At 53.6% G+C, this 534-nt stretch carries 1 protein-coding gene; it reads left to right on the top strand.

Annotation, left to right across the window (positions count from 1 at the left end):
* Positions 1–534, top strand: a 534-nt coding sequence (locus AC27KL_RS28175) for a lipoate--protein ligase family protein (protein ID WP_487171809.1), incomplete at both ends; no start/stop codon positions are given.

Genomic DNA, 534 nt, shown 5'->3' with positions numbered 1-534 from the left:
GATATGCCAAAGACGGTAACGGAAGCGTACCGCGTCATTTCCGAGGGGATTTTACAAGGGTTCCGGGCGCTCGGTCTGGAAGCATATTTTGCCGTACCGAAAACGGCGGAGGAGCGTGAAGGATTGAAGAATCCACGCTCAGCCGTCTGCTTCGATGCGCCAAGCTGGTATGAGCTCGTGGTGGAAGGCCGGAAAGTGGCCGGCAGTGCCCAGACACGACAGAAGGGGGTCATCCTCCAACACGGATCCATCCTCCTTGACCTGGACGAAGACAAGCTCTTCAGCCTCTTCAACTATCCGAATGATCGTGTGAAAGAACGCATGCAGCGCGCATTCAAAAGCAAGGCCGTCGCCATGAATGAGATCAGTGCGGAACCGGTCACTATGGAGATGGCCAAGGACGCCTTCAAGAAAGGGTTCGAAGACGGTCTAGGAATCGGATTGGAACCATATGAGCTTTCACCCGAAGAGACACAATATGTAGAAAAGCTCGCGAAGGAACGCTACGAGTCCGACGAGTGGAATTACAAAAGA

It is taken from the genome of Paenibacillus sp. YAE3 (genome assembly GCF_057546105.1).
The sequence above is the reverse complement of the archived record's forward strand: the minus strand, read 5'-3'. Positions and strand labels throughout refer to the sequence as shown.